The 17,020-nt window shown below is 72.3% G+C and carries 18 protein-coding genes; 10 read left to right on the top strand and 8 right to left on the bottom strand.

Annotated elements, in window-relative coordinates; all coding sequences use genetic code 11:
- Window positions 1-52: 52 nt before the first annotated feature.
- A complete protein-coding gene (locus OHB44_RS29260) occupies window positions 53-1,084 on the top strand; it encodes an SIS domain-containing protein (protein WP_124776247.1) in 1,032 nt (343 codons plus the stop codon).
- 25 nt (window positions 1,085-1,109) lie between these two features.
- Window positions 1,110-2,702, top strand: a complete 1,593-nt coding sequence (locus tag OHB44_RS29255; RefSeq protein WP_238687430.1) for a PAS domain-containing sensor histidine kinase — start codon at window positions 1,110-1,112, stop codon at window positions 2,700-2,702.
- A 28-nt stretch (window positions 2,703-2,730) separates the two neighbouring features.
- Here OHB44_RS29255 and OHB44_RS29250 read toward each other — a convergent pair whose 3' ends face one another.
- Window positions 2,731-4,239 (bottom strand): glycosyltransferase family 39 protein, encoded by a 1,509-nt coding sequence (locus OHB44_RS29250; RefSeq protein WP_330438911.1) that lies wholly within the window; start codon window positions 4,237-4,239, stop codon window positions 2,731-2,733.
- A 385-nt stretch (window positions 4,240-4,624) separates the two neighbouring features.
- Between OHB44_RS29250 and OHB44_RS29245 the strand changes: the two genes are divergently transcribed.
- The 4 genes from OHB44_RS29245 to OHB44_RS29230 are packed head-to-tail and all read left to right on the top strand — an operon-like array spanning window position 4,625 to window position 8,038.
- Window positions 4,625-6,337 (top strand): nitrite/sulfite reductase, encoded by a 1,713-nt coding sequence (locus tag OHB44_RS29245; RefSeq protein ID WP_238687428.1) that lies wholly within the window; start codon window positions 4,625-4,627, stop codon window positions 6,335-6,337.
- Window positions 6,334-6,495 carry a hypothetical protein gene (locus OHB44_RS29240; RefSeq protein WP_165435836.1) on the top strand — a complete coding sequence of 54 codons (162 nt, stop codon included), beginning with the start codon at window positions 6,334-6,336 and terminating at the stop codon, window positions 6,493-6,495. The genes OHB44_RS29245 and OHB44_RS29240 overlap by 4 nt, the downstream gene beginning before the upstream one ends.
- Window positions 6,492-7,253 carry a phosphoadenylyl-sulfate reductase gene (locus tag OHB44_RS29235; RefSeq protein WP_210784604.1) on the top strand — a complete coding sequence of 254 codons (762 nt, stop codon included), beginning with the start codon at window positions 6,492-6,494 and terminating at the stop codon, window positions 7,251-7,253. The genes OHB44_RS29240 and OHB44_RS29235 overlap by 4 nt, the downstream gene beginning before the upstream one ends.
- Before the next feature lie 17 nt (window positions 7,254-7,270).
- Window positions 7,271-8,038: a sirohydrochlorin chelatase gene (locus OHB44_RS29230; protein ID WP_238687481.1), complete on the top strand. Its 768-nt coding sequence runs from the start codon at window positions 7,271-7,273 to the stop codon at window positions 8,036-8,038.
- A gap of 138 nt (window positions 8,039-8,176) precedes the next feature.
- Here the strand turns inward: OHB44_RS29230 and OHB44_RS29225 are convergent, their stop codons facing one another.
- Window positions 8,177-8,434: a WhiB family transcriptional regulator gene (locus OHB44_RS29225; protein ID WP_088950012.1), complete on the bottom strand. Its 258-nt coding sequence runs from the start codon at window positions 8,432-8,434 to the stop codon at window positions 8,177-8,179.
- Window positions 8,435-8,883: 449 nt separating this feature from the next.
- Window positions 8,884-9,834, bottom strand: a complete 951-nt coding sequence (locus tag OHB44_RS29220) for a diacylglycerol/lipid kinase family protein (protein WP_091406065.1) — start codon at window positions 9,832-9,834, stop codon at window positions 8,884-8,886.
- Window positions 9,835-9,877: 43 nt separating this feature from the next.
- Here OHB44_RS29220 and OHB44_RS29215 point away from each other — a divergent pair, with 43 nt between their 5' ends.
- Window positions 9,878-10,267, top strand: coding sequence for a hypothetical protein (locus tag OHB44_RS29215; RefSeq protein ID WP_266304505.1), 390 nt, complete (start codon window positions 9,878-9,880; stop codon window positions 10,265-10,267).
- Between the two features lie 22 nt (window positions 10,268-10,289).
- Here OHB44_RS29215 and OHB44_RS29210 read toward each other — a convergent pair whose 3' ends face one another.
- The 3 genes from OHB44_RS29210 to sodN are packed head-to-tail and all read right to left on the bottom strand — an operon-like array spanning window position 10,290 to window position 11,706.
- Window positions 10,290-10,697 (bottom strand): ATP-binding protein, encoded by a 408-nt coding sequence (locus OHB44_RS29210; protein ID WP_210784602.1) that lies wholly within the window; start codon window positions 10,695-10,697, stop codon window positions 10,290-10,292.
- Window positions 10,698-10,729: 32 nt separating this feature from the next.
- A complete protein-coding gene (locus tag OHB44_RS29205) occupies window positions 10,730-11,305 on the bottom strand; it encodes a GNAT family N-acetyltransferase (protein ID WP_238687426.1) in 576 nt (191 codons plus the stop codon).
- On the bottom strand, window positions 11,302-11,706 hold the full coding sequence (sodN, locus tag OHB44_RS29200; protein WP_088987805.1) for a superoxide dismutase, Ni: 405 nt from the start codon (window positions 11,704-11,706) through the stop codon (window positions 11,302-11,304). The genes OHB44_RS29205 and sodN overlap by 4 nt, the downstream gene beginning before the upstream one ends.
- Window positions 11,707-11,790: 84 nt before the next feature.
- On the opposite strand from sodN, the gene OHB44_RS29195 reads away from it, so the two are divergent.
- From OHB44_RS29195 to OHB44_RS29185, 3 genes are all read left to right on the top strand, one after another.
- Complete coding sequence (locus OHB44_RS29195; protein ID WP_238687480.1) at window positions 11,791-12,141, top strand: S24/S26 family peptidase; 351 nt, start codon at window positions 11,791-11,793, stop codon at window positions 12,139-12,141.
- 145 nt (window positions 12,142-12,286) lie between these two features.
- Window positions 12,287-13,465: an NAD(P)-dependent malic enzyme gene (locus OHB44_RS29190; protein WP_238687425.1), complete on the top strand. Its 1,179-nt coding sequence runs from the start codon at window positions 12,287-12,289 to the stop codon at window positions 13,463-13,465.
- Between the two features lie 228 nt (window positions 13,466-13,693).
- Window positions 13,694-14,656 carry a zinc-binding dehydrogenase gene (locus OHB44_RS29185; protein WP_266304508.1) on the top strand — a complete coding sequence of 321 codons (963 nt, stop codon included), beginning with the start codon at window positions 13,694-13,696 and terminating at the stop codon, window positions 14,654-14,656.
- Window positions 14,657-14,825: 169 nt separating this feature from the next.
- Here the strand turns inward: OHB44_RS29185 and OHB44_RS29180 are convergent, their stop codons facing one another.
- A complete protein-coding gene (locus OHB44_RS29180) occupies window positions 14,826-15,791 on the bottom strand; it encodes an alpha/beta hydrolase family protein (protein WP_330438910.1) in 966 nt (321 codons plus the stop codon).
- Window positions 15,792-16,081: 290 nt separating this feature from the next.
- Window positions 16,082-16,978 carry an alpha/beta hydrolase family protein gene (locus tag OHB44_RS29175; protein WP_330438909.1) on the bottom strand — a complete coding sequence of 299 codons (897 nt, stop codon included), beginning with the start codon at window positions 16,976-16,978 and terminating at the stop codon, window positions 16,082-16,084.
- Between the last annotated feature and the right edge of the window lie 42 nt (window positions 16,979-17,020).

Genomic DNA, 17,020 nt, shown 5'->3' with positions numbered 1-17,020 from the left:
CGCGCGGCAACCGCGCAGGGGGAGGGTTTCCGTGACACGTGCAGGGGCTGGAATGGCAGCCGACATCGACGAGCAGCCGGCTGGCTACGCGCGCCTGCTCTCCGCTGCCAACGCCGCCGAGATCGCCCGGGTGGCGGCGGTCATCGCGGAACGTCGGCCACGGCACGTGGTCTTCACCGCGCGGGGCACCTCCGATCACGCGGCGCTCTACGGGGCCTACCTGACCGAGATCCGGCTCGGCCTGCCCGCCGGGCTGGCCTCGCCCAGCGTCGTCACCCTGTTCGGGGCCCGCCCCGACCTCTCCGACGCGCTGGTCGTCGGGGTCAGCCAGAGCGGCGGCTCGCCCGACCTGGCCGAGGTGCTGCGCGCCGCCCGAGCCTCCGGTGCGCTGACCCTCGCTGTGACAAACGCCCCCGACTCGCCGCTGGTCGACGTGGCCGAGTTGAGCGTCGACATCGCCGCCGGGCACGAGCGGGCGGTGGCCGCCACCAAGACGTACACCGCGGAGCTGCTCGCCCTGCTGATGCTGGTGGAGGGGATCCGGGCCGGCGACGGCGTGCTCCCGAAGGCCGAACGGGAGGCGCTCGACGCGCTGCCCGAGCTGGCCGCCCGCACCCTGGCCGACGGCACCCCGGCCCAGCTCGCCCCGCGCTACCGGTTCGCCCGGCAGTTGGTCACCACCGGCCGGGGGTACGCCTACCCCACCGCGCGGGAGGCCGCGCTGAAGCTGATGGAGACCTCGTACCTGCCGGCACTCGCCTTCTCCGGCGCCGACCTGCTGCACGGCCCGCTCGCGATGACCGACCCGGAGGTCCCCGTGCTCGCCGTGGTCGGCTCCGGCCCCGGCGGCCGGTCGATGGGTGAGGTGCTGCCGCGCCTCGGCGAACGCCGCGCCGACGTCGTGGTGGTCGGCTCCGCCGACGTACCGGGCGCCACCCGGCTGGCCGTCCCCGAGGTCGACGAGCGGTACGCCCCGCTCCTGGACATCCTGCCGATGCAGCGGTTGGCGCTGGCCCTGGCTCTGACCCGAGGCGAGGACCCGGACGCGCCGCGCGGGTTGAAGAAGGTCACCGCGACGATGTGAGGCGCGGCGTGGCACCCTGGTCACCGTGTCCACGCTGCGCGACCTCGCCGAGGAGCACACCCATCTCCGTCCGGCCGACATCGACCACCTGCACCGGATCGCCGGCGACTGGCAACTGCTCTCCGATCTGTCCTTCGCCGACCTGCTGCTCTGGGTGCCGGTCGACGCCGACGGCACGTTCCTCTGCGTCGCCCAGGTGCGCCCGACCACCGCACCGACCGCCTACCAGGACGACCAGGTGGGTCGGATCGTCGGCGGTCCGGAGGTGGCCCACCTGGGGGTGGCGTACTCCCAGGGCCGGATCTGGCGCGAGGGCGACCCGGTCTGGTACGGCGACGTGCCGGCCCGCCACGAGGCGATCCCGGTTCGGCTGCGTACCGCCGAGGGGGAGGCCGGCGAGGTGATCGCCGTGGTGGGGCGGGACACCAACCTCTCCACCGCGCGTACGCCCAGCCAGCTGGAGCTCAACTACCTCACCACCGCCGACGACCTGGCGCAGATGATCGCGGACGGCACCTTCCCGCCGCCGCGGCATCCGGGCGAGACCACATCGGCGCCCCGGGTCGGCGACGGCCTGGTCCGGCTCGACGCCGGCGGCAAGGTCACCTACGCCAGCCCGAACGCGCAGTCCGCGTACCGCCGCCTGGGCTACGCCTCGCACCTCGTGGGGGAGGACCTGGCCGCGTTGCACCGCCGGTTGGCCGGTGACCCGCTGGACGGCACCGAGGCCTCGAACGGCATCCTGGCCGCGCTGCGCGGTGAGGCGCCACCCCGCCGGGAGATCGACGCACGAGGTGCCACGATGCTCACCCGGGCGCTGCCGCTGATGCCGGCCGGGGTGCCGATCGGAGCGTTGGTGCTGGTCCGGGACATCACCGAGGTACGCCGCCGGGACCGGGCGCTGATCACCAAGGACGCCACCATCCGGGAGATCCACCACCGGGTGAAGAACAATCTTCAGACGGTGGCCGCGCTGCTGCGGTTGCAGGCCCGCCGGGTGGCGATGCCGGAGGCCCGGGTCGCGCTCGAGGAATCGGTCCGTCGGGTCGCCTCGATCGCCCTGGTGCACGAGACCCTCTCGATGTCCAGCGACGAGGCGGTGGAGTTCGACGGCATCGTCGACCGGGTGGCCAGCGCGGCGACCGAGGTCGCGGCGACCGAGGTGAGCGTCGGCATGCGCCGGCGGGGCAGCTTCGGCGTACTGCCGGCGGAGATCGCCACCTCGCTGGTGATGGTTCTCAACGAGTTGCTGCTCAACGCCGTCGAGCACGGCTTCCCACCGGCCGACGAGGCGGAGGATCCCCCGGTGGCCTCCGCCTCCGGCATGGTGCCGGTCGCCGCGCCCGAGGTGGACCCGTCGCTGCGACCCGAGGTGGTGGTCTCCGCGCACCGGTTCCGCAAGATGCTGCACGTCTCGGTGACCGACAACGGGCGCGGCCTGCCCCCGGACTTCGACGCCGAACGCGGCAGCCGGCTCGGCCTGCAGATCGTCCGAGCGCTGATCACCGGGGAGCTGCGCGGCACCATCGAACTGCGTGCCGGCGCCAACGGTGGCACCGAGGCAATGCTGGTCGTCCCGCTGGCCCGCAACACCCACGACGGCCGCTCGCAGACCTGAGCCGCCGGCCTGCCCGTGGACGGGCCGGTCAGCGGTCGGGGCGGCTGGTCAGCAGGGCAATGGTCAGGCCGGGGCGCGGCCAGACCTGGGTGACGGTGAAGTCGGTGCGTAGGGCGTCGCCCTTGGGGCCGGGCACAGCGGCCAGCGGCTCCGCGTGCCGGCCGGAGACGACGAGCCACACCCTCGTCGTACCGGCCAGGCACGGTGCTGGCTGGGGGCACTCGGCGGCCCACAGGTCGCCGCGGCGGACCTCGTCCTCGGTGACCAGCACGTCGCGTGGCGGGTCGCTGAGGTGGTACTCGATGCCGAGATCGAGGAAGAGCCAGCTGTGCCGGGGCGAGTAGACCACCGCGTCCCCCGGGCGTTGGCCGTCGGCGATCACCCGGGCCGCCCCCGCGTAGTCCACCGGCGCGCTGCGCGGCCACTCGTGGGTCCGTCGCAGCGCGGCCTGGTCGGGTAGGCCGAGCAGCCCGGCCAGGACCACCACGACGAGCGCGGCCGGAGCGGCCACGGCGGCCAGCGCCGCGCCCGCCAGCAGGCACGCGAAGGGCACCACGAAGACCAGGTACCGGGGCACCCACAGCGGTACGACAGTGCCGGCGGCGAAGAGCAGCAGTACGGGCAGCAGCACCGCGCCGACCGGCAGCAGGGAGCGCCGCCCGAGCCGGGCCGCGCCCAACGCGGCGACCCCGAGCAGCAGGCCACCGACCACACCGCTCTGGGCCACGCCGCCGGGCAGCGCGCTCAGGTCGTCCAGCCGGGCCAGGTGGACCCAGTTCAACTGCCGGGACTGCTGGCTACGCGCCTTGACCAGCAGCGGGCCGGCCAGCAGCGCGACCGGCACCACGGCGACCAGCCACCGCCACACCCGCCGGTCCCGCTCGGCGTCGGGCTGGGCCGGGGTGGCGATGCCGGCCGGGGCCGGGCCGCGCCACCAGACGATGAGGACGACCAGCGCGTGGGCGGCGAGCAGTGTGAGCGCGATCAGGTGGATGAGCCCGAGAGCGGCGACGGCGGCGGCGTAACCGGCCCAGCGGGCCCAGCTCGGTCGACGCAACGCGGCCACCAGCAGCACTGTGGCGAGCACGGCGAGCATGGTGGCCAGCGCGTACGGGCGAGCCTCCTGCCCGTAGCGGGAGGTGCCGGGGAGCACCGCGAACAGCAGCCCGGCGAAGAGACCGCCGCGCCGGTCGACGAGCCGCGCGCCGAGCACGGCGAGCAGCCCGGCGGCCACTGTCATCGCCAACACGGCCGGTACGCGCAGGGCGATCGTGGAGTCGCCGAAGACCCCCGTCCAGAGGTGCATCAGCAGGTAGTACGGCCCGGTGGCGGCGTCGATGGTGCCGGCCAGTCGGGCCAGGTCGCCGGGCGACCGGGTGGCCGCGCTCCACGTCGCCAATTCGTCGCGCCAGAGCTGGGCGGAGCCCAGCCCGGTCACTGTCACCGCCACTGTCAACAGCACCGGGGGGAGCCAGACCGGCAGGCGGCGCAGGTGCTCCCACGCCGCCCCGGCCGACCTCTCGGACAATTGCCGCACGGTCCGAGCCTGCCACGACCACCCCCTCCGTGGGCGTCACCGGCGCTCTCCGCGTTATGCCCGAACTGTCCTTGGTGACCAGCTGGTCGGCTGAGCTCCGGCCCGTGATGTGGGATCCAGCACGTGGACATTGGCCGGCCCCCATGGGGTGTGGCAGCATGGGCCCATGACCGCCGCAGTCGTCCGCCGCTTCGTGGCACGCCGCCACGTCGATTACGGCCGCGTGCGCAGCGCGATCTGTCCGGCCTACTGACGACGCCCGACCATTCTGTCTCGGGCGCGCTCCGCGCCGGCTGTCTCAGACACCGTTGTCCCGCCCGCTTCGCCGGGCCGGCCGCCGCGCCCCGCGTATCCCGAGGCACAGCAGACAACGGAGGACGCCGCGATGGCGGTCAGCAGCATCCCGGCCCGTTCCGAGGACCCGACGGCTCGCCCGACCCGAGCGCCGCGCCGGCCACGGGGTGAGGGTCAGTGGGCGCTCGGCCACCGCGAGCCGCTCAACCCCAACGAGCGGATCAAGAAGGACGACGACCCGCTCAACGTCCGGGCCCGCATCGAGACCATCTACGCGCATCGCGGCTTCGCCTCGATCGATCCGCAGGACCTGCGGGGCCGGTTCCGCTGGTGGGGCCTCTACACCCAGCGCAAGGCGGGCATCGACGGTGGGCGTACCGCGGTGCTGGAGCCGCACGAGCTGGAGGACGAGTTCTTCATGCTCCGGGTCCGCATCGACGGCGGGCAGCTCAGCCTTGCCCAGCTGCGGGTGATCGCGGACATCTCCCGGGAGTTCGCGCGGGACACCGCCGACATCACCGACCGGCAGAACATCCAGTACCACTGGATCCGGGTCGAGGACATGCCGGAGATCTGGCGTCGGCTGGAGTCGGTCGGTCTGCAGACCACCGAGGCCTGCGGCGACTGCCCGCGGATCGTGCTGGGCAGCCCGGTCGCCGGTGTGGCCCGCGACGAGCTGCTCGACCCGACCCCGGCGATCGACGAGATCGTCTCCCGGTACGTCGGCGACAAGCAGTTCTCCAACCTGCCCCGCAAGTTCAAGACGTCGATCTCCTGGCTGGTGGACACCCCGTACGAGTCGAACGACATCGCCTTCCTCGGTGTCGACCACCCGGAGCACGGGCCCGGCTTCGACGTCTGGGTCGGCGGGGGGCTCTCCACCAACCCGATGCTCGCCAAGCGGCTCGGCGTCTGGGTGCCGCTGGCCGAGGTGCCGGACGTGTGGGCCGGGGTGGTCGGGATCTTCCGCGACTACGGCTACCGCCGACTGCGCAACCGGGCCCGGTTGAAGTTCCTGGTGGCCGACTGGGGTGTGGAGCGCTTCCGCGAGGTCCTGGAGAAGGACTACCTCGGTCGTACGCTGCTCGACGGCCCGGCGCCGATCCTGCCGTCGAAGCCGGTCGACCACGTGGGCGTGCACGAGCAGGCCGACGGGCGGCACTACGTGGGTGCAGCTCCGGTGGTCGGGCGGGTCTCCGGCGCGCAGCTCAGCCAGCTGGCCGACGTGGTCGAGGCGCACGGCAGCGACCGGGTGCGGCTCACCCCGTACCAGAAGCTGCTGGTGCTCGACGTGCCGTCGGAGCGGACGGAGTCGCTGATCGACGCGCTGCGCGGAATCGGTCTGGAGGCCCGGCCGTCCGCCTGGCGGCGCGGCACGATGGCGTGCACCGGCATCGAGTACTGCAAGCTCGCCATCGTCGAGACGAAGGCCCGCGGCGAGGAGTTGGTGGCCCGGCTGGAGCAGCGGCTGCGCGACTTCGACGCGGACATCTCGATCCACATCAACGGCTGCCCGAACGCGTGCGCACGCACCCAGGTGGCCGACATCGGGCTCAAGGGGCAGCTGGTGGTCGGCCCGGACGGCCGGCAGGTCGAGGGTTTCCAGGTGCACCTGGGCGGCGGGCTGGGCATGGCCCAGGGGCAGACCGCCGGTTTCGGCCGCAAGCTTCGCGGCCTGAAGACCACCGCCGACGAACTTCCGGAGTACGTGGAACGGCTGGCCCGTCGCTACCTGGCCGGTCGGAGCGAGGGCGAGACGTTCGCCAACTGGGTGATCAGAGTCGACGAGGAGGAACTGCGGTGAGCAGCGAGAACCGAGCGGCACCTCTGTACTGCCCGTACTGCGGCGAGGAGGACCTACGGCCGCACGAGGCGGGTCACGGCGCCTGGGAGTGCCACGCCTGCACCCGGGTCTTCTCGGTGAAGTTCACCGGGTTGCTGAGTCGGGCGGTGACCTCATGAGTCTCGTCTCAGCCGCGAGCCTGCGCCTGGTGGGCCCGGGCGGCTCGACGTCGGCCGACCCGGCCCGGCGCGACCCGGACGAGCTGCGGGCCCTGGCCGAGCAGGCCGCTCGGGACCTGGAGGGCGCCCCGGCACTGGAGATCGCCCGCTGGGCTGCGCAGACCTTCGGTGAGCGGTTCTGCGTGACCAGCTCGATGGCCGACGCCGTGCTGGCGCACCTGGTCTCCCGGGTGGCCCCCGGGGTGGACGTGGTCTTCCTCGACACCGGCCTGCACTTCCCCGAGACGCTACGGGTACGCGACGAGGTCGCCCGGACGCTGCCGGTGAACGTCAGGTCGATCCGGCCCCGGCTCACCGTCGGCCAGCAGGACGGCCAGTACGGCCCTCGGCTGTTCAACAAGTCGCCGGACGACTGCTGCCAGTTGCGCAAGGTGGAGCCGCTGGAGCGGGCGCTGACCGGGTACGACGCGTGGGCCGCCGGTCTGCGTCGGGACGAGTCGCCGAGCCGGGCCAACACACCTGTGGTGACCTTCGACGCCCGTCGGGGCAAGGTCAAGGTCAACCCGATCGCGGCCTGGTCGCAGAAGGATGTGGACTCCTACATCGCCCGTTTCAACGTGCCGGTCAACGAGCTGTTCAAGCAGGGTTACGGGTCGATCGGCTGCTGGCCGTGCACCCGCCGTACGAAGGCCGGCGAGGACGCGCGGGCCGGCCGGTGGGCCATGTTCGAGAAGACCGAGTGCGGGCTGCACGTCTGACCTCCCCGGCGACGCCCCTGACCGGCCTCGGTGCGGCTGGCGGGGCGGACCCGGTGGTGCTTGTCGCGCACGGCAGTCGTGACCCACGGGCTGCCGATGCCACCCGGGCGCTGGCTCGGGCGGTGTCGGCGGCCCGGCCGGGCACACCGGTGTGGGCGAGTTGGCTGGACCACACCGAGCCGGGGCCGACCGAGGTGCTGCGGGACCTGGCCGTGGCCGGTCACCGCCGGGCGGTGCTGGTGCCTCTGCTGCTGACCGCCGCGTACCACCATCGGGTGGACATTCCGGCGGCGGTCGCCGCGGCGACGCGGTCCGGGCCACCGCTGTCGGTACGGGTGACCGATGTGCTCGGGCCGGCGGAGGACACTCCCGATCCTGGGCTGCTGGCCGGGCTGTGCCGACGGCTGGGTGAGACGCGTCCGGGCCGCTTCGACGCGTTGGTGCTGGCCGCGGCGGGCACCCGGGACGCGCGGGCGCGGCGATCGGTGGGCCGGGTCGCCGATGCGCTCGGCGTGGAGTTCGGGGTGCCCTGCCGGGTGGCGTACGCCTCGGCGGCTCCACCAGCGGCCGGTGTGGCGGTGTCCCGGTTGCGGGCGTCCGGCGCGCGTCGGGTCGCGGTGTCCGCGTACTTCCTCGCGCCGGGGCTGTTCCATGACGCGGTGACCGAGGCGGCCGGGGCGGCGGGTGCGGTGGCGGTCGCCGCGCCGCTGACCGACGCACCGGAGTTGGTCGAGTTGGTGCTGCGTCGGGTCGACGACCGGCCGGTGCTGGCGTCTACGGGCTGACCCGTGCCGGCGCTGCGTGATCCGGCCCGTGCGGGCACTGGGTGATCCCGGCCCGTGCGGGCACTGGGTGATCCGGTGCCGGACAGCAGAACGCCCCGGTGGGCGAACCCACCGGGGCGTACAGCTGTGTGTTGGGGTTCAGGCGGAGTGAGCGCGCAACACCCGGAGACCGCCGCGCCGCTTGACGGCGCGCCGCTCCTCCTCGCTCATTCCGCCCCAGACGCCGGCGTCCTGACCAGACTCGAGTGCCCACTGAAGGCACTGGTCGGTCACGGAGCAGCGCCTGCAGACGGCCTTGGCCTGCTCGACCTGCAGCAGAGCCGGTCCAGACGTCCCGATCGGGAAGAACAGCTCGGGGTCCTCGTCGCGGCAGACACTATGGTGACGCCAGTCCATGGCGGCAACACTCCTCATTCTGGATGGGTGGCGAACAATTGCTTGTCGTGCTTTTCCTATATGCATCCGCAGTGCCGATGGTGACAGTTAGCGTCTGTCCATTCGGCAGTGCGTGAGCAGGCGTTCAGCGCCGGGGACCTGCTGGAACAGCTCAACCTGACGAGCATATCCAGGCAATGTCCCGGTAACTCAAGTTCGCTTGTGAATACTTTCACGAACAGTCGCGATGTCAAGGGTGACGCTCGGAAAAACTCCGGGCGGTGAGCAAGCCCACAACCCATTTGTCCGGATTCCAGTGCTTTCCTGGTTACCCGCCGTGCCACAGTCGAGGATCAATATAGTACAGTCCGCGTGACATTGCTGACATTTCCGGCACCTGCCCCTCGGTGTGGCGGCGACCAAGTCGATCGGTTGTGGCCACCGTGTCGACCAAGGGCAGTACCCGAGACCTAGCAGATTACTCTCAGTGCGGCCGGAACGGAGGTGAATCTGACTTTCTCCCGCTCGCCGAGATAGTCCCCGTCCAGCTGGAACGCCTGCGGACGACTGGAGACCAGCGTGAACTCCGCGGTGTCATGGAGTCGTAACACCTGCCGACCGCGTGGATCCGGTTGCCGGGACAGGAACTGCGTCACTGTCCGTGTTGTGCTAGCCACCCGGAGCTGACGCAACGCCAGCACATCGAGCCCCAGATCGAACGACGCCGCCGGGTTCGGGTTGACCTCCCGGTCGCCCAGGTACGTCCACGGTGCCGTGTTCTGGATGATGACGGTGGCCAGCTCGGCCTCCGCCGGCTCACCCGGACGCTCCAGGACGATCGCCGGATGCCGCCGGTCCGAGGCGAAGAAGTACTGGTTCATGATCGAACGCAGATAGAGCGATGGTGTCGAGACCCGCCCCTTCCGCCGGGCCTGCTCCACCCGGTGGATCACCGCGGCGTCCAGGCCGAAGCCGGCGCAGAAGGTGAAGTAGCGGTCGTCGGCGAGGCCCAGCCCCACCGTCCGGCTCCGGCCCAGCCGCAGCCCTTCCAGGATCATGCTGGTCGCCTCCGGCCACTCCCGGGGCAGACCCACAGCGCGGGCGAACACGTTTGTCGAGCCACCGGGGACGGTCGCCAGCGCGGGCAGTCGCTCCGCCATCGGCGCGTCGCCGGCGCGAGTCGGCGGTTCGGCCGTCATCAGGCCGTTCACCACCTCGTTCACAGTGCCATCGCCACCCAGGGTGACGACCAGGTCGACGCCCTCAGCGGCTGCCTCCCGGGCCAGCGCCACGGCGTGTCCACGCCGACGGGTGTAGCGCACGCTGAGATCGACTTCGCTGCGCAGCGCCCGGACGAGCACGTCCCGGCTGCGTTCGCTGGTGGTGGTGGCCTTCGGATTGACCACCAGGACGGCCCGCATGGGCGGCACTGTACCTTCCGGCAGCCCGGGTATCGTGGCGCGCGTGACCATCGACTCGGACCCGATCCCCGTCACGCTCCGCTGGGCCGTCCGGCTGCTGTGGGCGGAGGCGGCCGTCGTCGGGCTGATCGCCGTCTGGCTGATCTGGGCCGACCTCACGGCCACCCGCACCGACCTGCTGGTGGCATTGCTGGTGACAGTGTTCGCCATCGGGGCGGCCGTCGCGCTCTGGGCCCTGGGTCGCGCGCTGCTACGCCGTCAGGCGGGCGCACGAGCCCCCGCGATAGTGCTTCAGCTGATGCTGCTGCCGATCGGGTGGTTCATGATCCAGGCCGGCCTGGGTTGGCTGGGCGTGCCGCTGATGGCGCTCGGCCTGGGCGTGGCCTGGCTGCTGATCTGCCCACCGACGACCCGGGCCCTCGGCTTCGAGTGACCCCGCCGGTGCGTCGGACCGGTTAGTAGCCGCCGGAGCGGCGGGTGAGCAGCGCGATCGTGGCCCGATCGTCGGCGGAGGTGGCGGACGCCGAGGTGGTCAGCGCGGTGAGCACCTTCCAGGCGAACGATGACTCGCCGGGCAGGGTGGCACCGCGCACGGTCGGCACCGTCACCTCGACGGTCAGCGCGTCCTCGGTGACCGCGAAGCGGCACTCCAACTCGGCGTCGCGGGTGGCGATGGCGAGCAGCATGGCGCACGCCTCGTCGACAGCGATCCGTAGATCCTCGATCTCGTCGAGCGCGAACTGCAACCGGGCCGCGAGACCGGCGGTGGCGGTGCGGAGCACGCCGAGGTAACCGCCGTCGGCAGGCACCGTGAGGTGCACCACGTCGTCGTCGGTCGCTGGCTGGCCAGTCAGTTGAGTCACGCCTCATCCCCCCGGTCGGGGACTCTACCCGGTCAGTCGCCCGTACGCGTGCCGGCGGTGGTGGCGTGCTCGGCCAGCTCGCGGAGCGCGGCGCCGCTGAGTCGGTAGGGAACCCACTCGCTCATCTGTTCGGCGCCGATCGAGGCGTAGAAGCCGGCCGCCGGATTCCAGTCGATCATCCACCACTCCAGCCGCTGGTAGCCGCGTCGTACGCAGATGTCGGCCAGCGCGGCGAGCAGCAGTCGACCGGCTCCGGTGCCCCGGGCGGCCGGCCGGACGTAGAGGTCCTCCAGGTGGATGCCGTGCACGCCGGCCCAGGTGGAGAAGTTGAGGAACCACAGCGCGAAGCCGACCGGCTCGTCGTGCGCGTCCACCGCGACGTGACCGAAGAGCGCCGGAGCGGTCGTACGACCGCTCCAGCTCGGCGCGTCTGACGCCACGCCGCGACCTGGAGCAGTCGCGAAGAGCGCCGAGGTCAGTTGCTCGGTGGTGAGGTGGCACTGCTCCGCGGCACGCTCGTACTCGGCCAACTCGTGCACCATGGCGACGACGGCCGGCACGTCCTCGGGACGTGCCGGCCGGATCGTTGGGATGACCGGGGAGGTCACGCCTTCTTGGTCTCCCAGAAGATCTTCGAGATCTCGTCGATCTTCGCGAGCAGCTTGTCGGCGGTGGCCGGGTCGAGGCTGCCCTTGACGCCACCGGCGCCGGCGAGCTTGGTGGCCTCGTTGAACAGGCTGTGCAGGTTCGGGTACTTCTCGAAGTGCGGCGGCTTGAAGTAGTCGGTCCACAGCACCCAGAGGTGGTGCTTGACCAGCTCGGCGCGCTGCTCCTTGATGATGACGGCGCGGGTGCGGAACTCCGGGTCGGTGTTCGCCTGGTACTTCTCGCAGATCATTTTGACCGATTCGGCCTCGATCCGGGCCTGAGCCGGGTCGTAGACACCGCACGGCAGGTCGCAGTGAGCGCTCGCGGTGACGCGGGGCGCAAGGATGCGCGGAAGTCGCATCGGGATCCTCCATGGGAAGTTTGCGATGATCAAAGGCGACATTACTCCTGGGAATGCTCCCCGAACGGGGTGGAGGTGAAACCAGTGGCCGCCGATCACCCGGCTGAGGTGCCCCGGTTGCGCGGGCCGCTGACCGCCGTTCTGGTGACCGGCCCGTCCATGGCCCCGACCCTGCGGCACGGCGACGCGGTTCTGGTTCGTCCCGGTGGCCGCCCGATCCGCGCCGGCGACGTGGTGGTCGCTGTCTTCCGGACCCGGCCCGATCTGCTGGTGGTGAAGCGTGCGGTCCGGCCGCAGGACGGCGGCTGGTGGCTGCGTGGCGACAACGACCTGATCACCGATGACTCCCGGGCGTACGGGGTGGCCGACGTACGAGGGCGGGTGGTGGCCCGCTACTGGCCACGCCCCGGACGGGTACCTCGCCGTCAGTTATGACCCTGCTCACATCCGAGGGGTGGTGCCGACACTATGCTCGGAAAGTGCCCGGGTGACCCCCCGCACCGCGTGCCACCGCTCGCCGCCCACCTCGCGGCGAGGCAGGCCGCCTCACATCTGCTCGACAGATCCTGGAGTCACCACCATGTCGTCGTCCACCGTGGACCCCGCTGATCCCGTCTTCCTCCTGCACCGGGGCGGCAAGATGGCCGTCACCTCGACAGTGCCGCTCACCAGCCGGGAGGACCTTTCCCTGGCGTACACCCCGGGGGTGGCCCGGGTGTGTGAGGCGATCGCCGCCGACCCCGCCCTGGTGGACGACTACACCTGGGTGTCGCACACGGTCGCGGTGGTCACCGACGGCTCGGCGGTGCTCGGGCTGGGCAACATCGGTCCCCGGGCCGCGCTCCCGGTGATGGAGGGCAAGGCGGTGCTGTTCAAGCAGTTCGCCGGGGTGGACGCCGTGCCGGTGTGCCTGGACACCCAGGACGTGGACGAGATCGTCGCCGTGGTGCGGGCGCTGGCACCGTCCTTCGGTGGGATCAACCTGGAGGACATCAGCGCGCCGCGATGCTTCGAGATCGAGCGTCGGCTCGACGAGGCGCTGGACATCCCGGTCTTCCACGACGACCAGCACGGCACCGCCATCGTGGTGCTGGCCGCGCTGCGCAACGCCGCGACGCTGCTCGACCGCAAGCTCGGTGACCTGCGGGTGGCGGTGAGCGGCGCGGGCGCGGCCGGCGTGGCCGTGACGAAGATGCTGATCGCCGGGGGCGTCAACCCCGACCAGGTGGTGGTCTGTGACTCCAAGGGAATCATCGGCCGGCACCGCACCGAACTGACCGGCACCAAGGCCGAGTTGGCGGCGAGCACCAACGCCGACGGCCGCCACGGCGACATCACCGAGGCGTTGCGCGACGCGGACGTGCTGGTCGGGGTCTCCGGCGGGCAGATCCCCGAGGCCGCGGTGGCCGGGATGGCGCCGGGCGGGATCGTGTTCGCGCTGGCGAACCCGACCCCCGAGGTGCACCCCGAGGTGGCCGCCCGGCACGTCGCTGTGGTCGCCACCGGGCGCAGCGACTACCCGAACCAGATCAACAACGTGCTGGCCTTCCCCGGTGTGTTCCGCGGCGCGCTGGATGCCGGCGCCACCCGGATCACCGAGGCGATGAAGGTCGCCGCCGCGGACGCCATCGCCGGTGTGGTGGCGGAGTCCCTGACCGCCGACGCGATCGTTCCGTCTCCGCTCGACCCGCGCGTCGCGCCGGCCGTGGCCGAGGCGGTCGCCGAGGCCGCCCGCCGCGACGGCGTCGCCCGCCGCTGAGCGCACGCGTGGGCCGGGGCGTTCCGACGCCGCCGGCCTGTGCGCACTCGTTGGCCGGGGCGCTCCGGCGCAGCATGCGCCGCCGGCCTGTGCGCACGCGTTGGCCGGGGGCGCTCCGGCGCAGCATGCGCCGCCGGCCTGTGCGCACGCGTGGGCCGGGGGCGCTCCGGCGCAGCATGCGCCGCCGGCCTGCGCGCAGGCTTCTTAACGAGCGCTCAGCTTGTTACCGTGCCGATCATGCGTGCTGCCTTTGCCTCCCGTTTCGACGACGCCGATCCGCTCGCCGCGCTCACCGTCGGCGAGCGGCCCGAGCCGACCCCTCCGGCTGACGACTGGGTGACCGTGCAGTTGCGGGCCACCTCGCTCAACCACCACGACCTCTGGTCGCTGCGCGGGGTGGGTCTCACCAAGGCCCAGCTGCCGATGATCCTCGGCTGTGACGCTGTCGGGCTGGACCCGGAGGGACGCCCGGTGGTCGTGTACCCGGTGGTCGTCACGCCAGGTGACCCGCGCGGGGTTTCCATCCTCTCCGAGCACTTTGCCGGGACGCTCGCCGAGCGGGTGGCCGTACCCCGGTCGAATCTGATCCCGCTGCCCGACGGCATGGCGGCGACCGACGCGGCGTGCCTCCCCACGGCCTGGCTGACCGCATGGCGGATGTTGACCACCAAGGGCCGCGTCGCGGACGCCGACAGCGTGCTGGTCCAGGGCGCGGGCGGCGGCGTGGCCACAGCGGCCGTCGCGCTCGCCGTCGCGATGGGCAAGCGGGTGTACGCCACCAGCCGCGACGCCGTCAAGCGGGACCGGATCTCGGCCCTCGGCGCCATCGCCGTGGAACCCGGTGCCCGGCTGCCGGAGCGGGTGGACGTGGTGATCGAGACGGTCGGTGCGGCCACCTTCGACCACTCGCTGAAGTCGGCCGCGCCGATGGCCCGGATCGTGGTCTCCGGCGCGACGGCCGGGCACGAGCCGTCGGTCAACCTGCGCCGGGTGTTCGCCATGCAGCTGGAGATCCTGGGCACCTCGATGGGCACGCCCGGCGAGCTGTACGAGCTGCTGGCGTTCTGCTCCGACAACGAGGTGCGCCCGGTGGTGGACAGCGTCATCCCGTTCAGCCGGGTCGAGGACGCCTTCGCCCGACTGCACTCCGGCGACGCCTTCGGCAAGGTCGTCATCGACCACACGGCCTGACGCGCACCGCGCGCGGCGTCGCCGCGCCGCCCGGCCTGGCCCCGCCCGGCCTGGCCTGGCCCGCCGCAAGATCGCGCAATATCACGGAAATAGTGGCCTCCGCGTCGTGGGAGGCCACTATTTCCTGGTTACTGCACGATCTTGTGGCGGTCGAGTGCCGGAGCGGCCGTCAGAGGTGGTCGTCGAAGGTGGCGATGTCGCCGCGCGTCGCGTCGGTGGAGATGCGCTTCTTGGCGTCGGCGTCGCCGTAGAGCGACCAACGCAGGAACTCGACCGACGTGTCCGAGACGACCCGCAGCGTCGCGCCGTCGCCGAGCAGCGCCCGCCCGTGGTCGCCCTTGGGCAGGCTCAGCATCGCCTTCGGCCAGGGCACCTTGTCGTACGCGGCCTTGCCCGCCGCGTACTCGACCACCTCGTCCAACTCGCCGTGCACGAACAGCTGTGGCGCTGCCGCGCCCGCGAACGCGGTGCCCACGCCGAGCGCCGTGCCCGCGAACACCACACCCGCGTCCAGCCGCTCGTCCCGGCTCGCGGTGAACAGGCCGATGGTGGTCACCCCTCCCGCGGAGTGCCCGGCCGCGGCCACCCGCTCGCCGTCCAGCCGGCCGCGCAACGCGTCGCCGGCCTTGCCGTCCAACGCCAGCACCTGGTCCAACGCGTACGACACGTCGGCGGGTTGGTTGAGCACGTCGAGGACGTTGTTGTCAGCGCCCCGCGAGGTGTGCGGGAATGTCGGCGCGGCCACCACGAAACCCGCCGCCGCCCAGCGGGTCAGCAGCGTCGCGTAGTCGTCCGGTCGCCCACCCAGGCCGTGACTGAACATCACCACCGGGAACCGGCCCTCAGCCGCCGTCGCCGACCGCTTGGCCGCGCCGCCAGACTGCCCGGCCGCCGGGTACCAGAGCGTCGTCGGCAGCGCGCGGCCGTCCCGGTTCAGCTTGAGCTGGCGTACGCCGACCGCGAAGGCGCGCTGCGGGGCCTCGCCGGCGGGGACCTGCGGTGTCGGCGTGGCGGCGGGCGGTGGCTCGACGGGCGCCTGCTGACCCTCGGTCTTCCTGGCGTCCGCTGAGCAGCCGACCAGACCGGCCATGAGCACGGCGCTGGCCAGCAGGGCGGGGGTGACGCGACGTGGCATGAATCCGATTGTGCCTCGCCCCGCCGACGTGCCTGGTGGACTTCGACGCGGTGTGCCCGTCGACTCACCCAGCGCTGCGCGGTCGGTATCAGGCCGTAGCACGTTCGGCGAGCGGGCGTCGCCGACATGCGGCGTCGGTCAGCGCGCGCGGAGGGAAGGCGGCGTTGGGGTTGTACCGGTTCGTTCCAGCGCAACGATCTCGTCGATCCGGTCGGGGGCGCGTCGTTCCGGCATCCAGACCGGGTGCATCTGCTTGAACCCGATCTGGGGCGCCACCTGTGTCGGTCGGGTCAGTGGGCCGGGCGGGACTCGTAACGGGTCAGGGTGGGGGAGTGGGCGTCGGCGGGGAGGCGGGCACCGGCGGCCCGGTCGCCGTAGAGGGTCCAGCGCAGGAAGTCGGTGGTGGTGGCGAGCACCGGGGCGAAGCCGGGGTGACCCGGCGTGAGGTAGGCGCCGTGGTCCTGGCCGAGCAGGCTGAGGAACCCGGCCGGCCCGGGGGTGCGGGCGTACGCGGCCCGGCCGACAGTCACCGGCACCACCGGGTCGGCCGTGCCGTGCACGAAGAGCACTGGCGCGGCCGGCCCGGCGAAGCTGCCCGGCAGCCCACCGCCAGCGATCACGATCCCGGCGCGTAGCCGAGCCGAGTGACCCTCGCTGAACATGCCCGAGGTGGTGAAGCCGCCCGCCGAGTGCCCGGCGGCGGCGACCGAGGTCAGGTCGAGGTGCCCGGCGAGGGGATCGACAGGGCTCCGGTCGAGGTCGCCCAGATGCCGGATCAGTCGCCAGGCGTCGGCCGGCTGGTGGCGTACGTCGGCCCGGGTGAAGTGCGCGGCACCCTGTCGGGTGTGCGGGTACGCGGGTGCGGCCACCACGAAGCCAGCCGCCGCCCAGCGGGTGGTCAGGCCGGCGTGCAGCTCGGGCAGGCTGCCCAGCCCGTGGCTGTAGACCACCACCGGGAACCGTCCGGCCGCCACCTGATCGGTCGACGCCGGGTACCAGATCGTCACCGGCAGGGGGCGCGTCGAGCGCGGATCGAGGGTGAACGTACGCACGCCGACGGCGTACGACACCTCGGGCGCCCGACGCGCCGACACCGGCCCGGTGGCCCCGCCGGCCACGGCGGTGGCCGGCGCACAACCGGCCAGCAGCGCTGTCACCAGTACGGCCATCAGCCGGCCCGCCCCCATCGTTCCACGGTAGGTGCCCGGGCGGGCGTGGCGGCCCCGCCG

Source organism: Micromonospora sp. NBC_00821 (assembly GCF_036347035.1).
Taxonomy (GTDB): domain Bacteria; phylum Actinomycetota; class Actinomycetes; order Mycobacteriales; family Micromonosporaceae; genus Micromonospora; species Micromonospora hortensis.
This window is presented reverse-complemented; position numbering and strand designations above follow the sequence as displayed.